General features: G+C 64.4%; 6 protein-coding genes. 5 read left to right on the plus strand and 1 reads right to left on the minus strand.

Features of this window, described 5'->3' with window-relative positions:
* Window positions 1-181 precede the first annotated feature (181 nt).
* A complete protein-coding gene (locus RMO95_RS16060; protein WP_310451659.1) occupies window positions 182-727 on the minus strand; it encodes an Lrp/AsnC family transcriptional regulator in 546 nt (181 codons plus the stop codon).
* Between the two features lie 121 nt (window positions 728-848).
* Between RMO95_RS16060 and ipdC the strand changes: the two genes are divergently transcribed.
* The 5 genes from ipdC to RMO95_RS16085 all read left to right on the plus strand — a co-directional run bounded on the left by ipdC (window position 849) and on the right by RMO95_RS16085 (window position 4,593).
* The gene (gene ipdC / locus RMO95_RS16065; RefSeq protein WP_310451660.1) at window positions 849-2,471 is read left to right on the plus strand and encodes an indolepyruvate/phenylpyruvate decarboxylase; all 1,623 of its coding nucleotides are present in this window, start codon (window positions 849-851) and stop codon (window positions 2,469-2,471) included.
* 250 nt (window positions 2,472-2,721) lie between these two features.
* On the plus strand, window positions 2,722-3,573 hold the full coding sequence (locus tag RMO95_RS16070) for a lytic transglycosylase domain-containing protein (RefSeq protein WP_310451661.1): 852 nt from the start codon (window positions 2,722-2,724) through the stop codon (window positions 3,571-3,573).
* A 135-nt stretch (window positions 3,574-3,708) separates the two neighbouring features.
* A complete protein-coding gene (locus tag RMO95_RS16075; protein WP_310451662.1) occupies window positions 3,709-3,909 on the plus strand; it encodes a hypothetical protein in 201 nt (66 codons plus the stop codon).
* A 32-nt stretch (window positions 3,910-3,941) separates the two neighbouring features.
* The gene (locus tag RMO95_RS16080; protein ID WP_310451663.1) at window positions 3,942-4,214 is read left to right on the plus strand and encodes an enoyl-CoA hydratase-related protein; all 273 of its coding nucleotides are present in this window, start codon (window positions 3,942-3,944) and stop codon (window positions 4,212-4,214) included.
* A gap of 223 nt (window positions 4,215-4,437) precedes the next feature.
* Window positions 4,438-4,593 (plus strand): hypothetical protein, encoded by a 156-nt coding sequence (locus RMO95_RS16085; protein WP_310451664.1) that lies wholly within the window; start codon window positions 4,438-4,440, stop codon window positions 4,591-4,593.
* The last annotated feature ends 65 nt before the right edge of the window (window positions 4,594-4,658 follow it).

Below are 4,658 nucleotides of genomic sequence, written 5' to 3' on the forward strand. Positions count from 1 at the left end.
AGCAGTATCATCAACAACCAATTGAATCTGTTCGCGATTTAGCCGGACAGCAGTGTACGAATCGATCAACTCACGATCCTCGTCGGTGAGATGCAGTTCCGTCTGTCGCATAGCCAACTCCTCGTCATGGGATGGGTATGCGACAGCATAATACATGTTTCGTTATTTACGTGTTGTTATACTAGTTTTCCGCCATTGCTGCGTCGTGGCCGCCCGTATAGCGCACCTGCTGCCGCGGCCGGGCCGGCTGCGTCAGGTGGTCGAGCGGCAGCACGTGGGTCTGCTTGACCTTCTGCAGCGCGATATTGGTCTTGACGTGGGCGACGCCGGGCAGGCGCAGCACGCGCTTCATCATGAGTTCGGAGAAGGCCGGCAGGTCGGCGGCGACGATGCGCAGCAGGTAGTCGGCATCGCCGCTGACCGAAAAGCAGTCGAGCACTTCGGGCAAGGCCGTGACCGCGTCCTCGAAGGCATCCGACTGCGTCTTGCCGTGGCGCTCCAGCACCACATGGGCAAAGGCGGTGACGCCGAGGCCCAGCAGCGTCGGGTCGAGCAGGGCGGCATGACCGGCGATGATGCCGGCATCGCCCAGGCGCTGCAGGCGGCGGCTGATCTGCGAGGCCGAGAGATGCACGGTTTCGCCCAGCGCGGCATTGGTGGCATTGCCTTTGCGCTGCAGCGCGTCGAGCAGGGCGAGGTCGTAGCGGTCGATGGTGATTGTTGGCATGGTATTCAAGAAATGTGCACGAAACGTGCATGTTACAAGCGAATAGCCCAGAAGTATGAACACTTGTTGCGCCGTATCCGCGTCAAAATGTTCATCTCCCTCCCGCACCGGACGCCCGCTCATGAATCTCGTCGAATCCCTGCTCCACGCCCTCAAGGATCATGGCGCCCGCCAGATCTTCGGCATCCCCGGCGATTTCGCGCTGCCCTATTTCCGCATCATCGAGCAGTCGCAGATCCTGCCGCTCTACACCCTGTCGCACGAACCGGGCGTCGGCTTCGCCGCCGATGCCGCGGCGCGCGCCCACCTGGGCCTCGGCGTCGCCGCCGTGACCTATGGCGCCGGCGCGCTCAACATGGTCAATGCGGTCGCCGCCGCCTATGCCGAAAAGTCGCCGCTGGTGGTGCTCTCGGGCGGGCCGGGCAAGGGCGAGTCGCGCTCCGGCCTGTTGCTGCACCACCAGGCCAAGACCCTGGATTCGCAATTCCAGATGTACCGCGAAATCACCTGCGACCAGGTCAGGCTCGACGACGCGGCGCGCGCGCCGGCCGACATCGCGCGCGTGCTGGGCAATGCCCTGCGCCATTCCGAGCCGGTGTATATCGAGATTCCGCGCGACATGGTGGCCCAGCCCTGCGCCCCGGTCATCCGCGAGGCCGCGCCGGCGGTCGACCGCGAGGCGCTCGCGGCCTGCGTCGAGGAAATCCTGGCGCGCCTGGCGCAGGCGCAGTCGCCGGTGCTGATGGCCGGCGTCGAGGTGCGCCGCTACGGCCTGGAAGACAAGGTGGCGCTGCTGGCGCGGCGCCTCGGCCTGCCGGTGGTGACCAGCTTCATGGGCCGCGGCCTGCTCGCCGACCAGGACGCGCCGCTGGTCGGCACCTACATGGGCGTCGCCGGGCTGCCCGAAGTGACGCAATTGGTGGAAGGCTCCGACGGCCTGTTCCTGCTCGGCGAAATCATCTGCGACACCAATTTCGCGGTGTCCGAAACGCGCATCGACATGCGCAAGACCATCCAGGCGCTCGACGGCCGCGTCACCCTCGGCCATCACACTTATCCGAATCTGCCGCTGGCGGCGCTGGTCGACGGCCTGCTGCAACAGGTGGCGGCCGCAGAAAAGCCGTTCGCGGTGCAAGGCCAGGTGTTTCCGCGCGGCATGCCGGCCGATGCCGCGAGCATCGCGCCGACCGACATCGCCACGGCGGTGAACGACCTGATGGCGGCACGCGGCAAGATGCCCATCGCATCGGACATGGGCGATTGCCTGTTTACCGCGATGGAGATCGAACACACGGCGCTGGTCGCGCCCGGCTATTACGCCACCATGGGCTACGGCGTGCCGGCCGGTCTCGGCCTGCAGGCGGCGACCGGCCAGCGCCCGCTGATCCTGGTCGGCGACGGCGCCTTCCAGATGACCGGCTGGGAACTCGGCAACTGCCGGCGCTACGGCTGGGACCCGATCGTGCTGCTGTTCAACAATGCCAGCTGGGAAATGCTGCGCACCTTCCAGCCCGAATCCAGCTTCAACGACCTCGGCCACTGGGGCTTCGCCGAAATGGCCGCCGGCATGGGCGGCGACGGCGTCCGCGTCGGCACCCGCGCCGAACTCAAGGCCGCACTGGACAAGGCCATGGCCACGCGTGGACGCTTCCAGCTGATCGAAGTCACGATCCCGCGCGGCGTCCTGTCGGACACCCTGCAACGCTTCGTCGCCGGCGTGAAACGCCTCAGCGCCGTGAAATAAATCTCCCTCTCCTTCAAGGGCGGCCGGATGTCGCGCGCCCTCCCTCCCCTTCAAGGGGAGGGCCGGGGAGGGGATGGGGCTTGGGAAGGCCGAGGAGGGCGGGGGAGGGGATGGGGTGGCATGGAGCGGGCTGGCAAGCCCCCACAAGCAATTTCCCCACACCGCCTCCCCCGTAAAAAGGAAACCCAACACCGCCACGCGCCAATCGCCCGACCTCCATCCCCACCCAAGAATAAGTTAATCTTGCCAAGTGAAATTCAAAGCCGTCCACCTTCGTCGATTCCTGCTGGGCTGCGCCGCACTGCTGGCGGTGGCGCCGGCGCGCGCCGCCGATCGCGCCGACATCGAGGCGCCGCGCGTCACGGCGACGCTGGAGCAGGGACTGGCGGTCGAAACGGGAAGCGGGCTGCAACGCAATCCGCGCCTAGCGATCAAGCTCTACTGCGAAGCCGGCATCATGGGCAGCTCCGAAGGCTATTTCCGCCTCGCGCGGGTACTCGCCCGCGGGCCGGCCTACCTGCGCAATCCGCCCTTGGCCAACGCCTATTTCGCGCTGGCCGCGCGGCTCGGACATCACGCCGCCTTCGAACAGTTCGACAGGGCGGTCGTCAGTGCGCCGCTGCTGGACGACTGCCGCGCGATCGATGTCGGCCCCGACATCGAATCCTTCGACCTCGACGGCTACCTGTCGGCCCTCTCGCCGTCCAAGCGCAAGGTGGCCGCCCTGATCCGCCGCCACGCCGAGCGCTACGGCATCGATGTGCGCATCGCGTTGGCCATCGCCCTGGCCGAATCCAACCTCGACGCGCAAGCCGTCTCGCCGAAGAACGCGCAGGGCGTGATGCAACTGATACCGGGTACGCAGGAACGTTTCGGCGTGACGAAACCTTTCGATGCCGAGGCCAACATCAAGGGCGGCCTGGCCTACCTGCGCTGGCTCAAGGCGCGCTATGCCGGCGACTGGGAACGCGTCGCCGCCGCCTACAACGCCGGCGAAGGCGCGGTCGATCGCCATGACGGCATCCCTCCCTACCGCGAAACCCAGGGCTATGTGCGGCGCGTGCTGTTCTTCGCCGGGTTCGATGGCGCGGGCGGGATTTAGGCGAGGCGGTTTCGCGCTCCCAGCAGCGGGGGCTTTGGTCCCGGAACGCACTGTCTGCCTGGCGGTCCGAGGAGTTCACTGCCGCAGAATGAATTTCATACAAACCGCTTCAAGCGTGCGACAGGAGCAAAAGCGATGACTGCCACCGCACAGGGATTGATTGACAAGATCAAACCACTGCCGCCGCAGCATTTGGCGGAAGTCGAGGAATTCGTGGATTTCCTACGCACGCGCGAGGACGATCAACCCCTAACCCAAGCTGCCGCGAAAATCGCCGAGTCGAATTTTGCGGCCAAGTGGAGCAACGACGAAGACGCCGCTTACGATCGGATATAACAATGGCGTCTTGCATATCGAGCACGACCCCTTTGATCCCATTGGAACTCGGTCTCGTCAATCGCGTGGTGCCGCTAGCTGAGCTGGCCGCCGCCACGCAGGCCCTGGCGCTGCAACTGGCCAAGGGCCCGACCATCGCGCTGGGCCGGACCAAGCGCCTCATCAGCGAATCGCTGAACCGCAACCTCGCGGATCAGTTGCAAGCCAAACAGGACAGCTTCGCCGCCTGCGCCATGACGCAGGATTTCGCGCGGAGTGTGCGCGCTTTCGTCGCGAAGCTGAAACCGGGGTTTTTGGGCAACTGACGACGGATGCCGGCTAAGAGTCGGCGCTGGCGGGACGGTGATGGGAAGTATCCAATCACGATGCGTTCGCCACTACTAAATCATATATGGCGCATCGTGTGAGGGGCGAGCTCCCATTGTCAATTTCTGCAAAATACCGTTATCATCCGCGAGGCACGGGAAGAAGCTAGGCTAATTAGGCGAAGATTCCACCCATACAGTACCGAGGACCGGAGGAGCCAGCATGGATCATATTTCGGAAATTCTGTCGTTCATCGGTGGCCTGGTGGCGGGATGGTCCCTGAAGATTGTTGTAGATCGGTCTTCAAAGGGCAATGTTACACAGACTGGGAACGCTGTAGGCGGCGACATGGCTGGTCGTGACATCAATAAGAAGTAGATCCGCAACTGGGCGTGTTCTCAATCAAGCCAACCAGACGATGGTACATGCCAGATGAACGAACG

This window comes from Sulfuritalea sp., assembly GCF_031426875.1.
Classification (GTDB): Bacteria; Pseudomonadota; Gammaproteobacteria; order Burkholderiales; family Rhodocyclaceae; genus Sulfuritalea.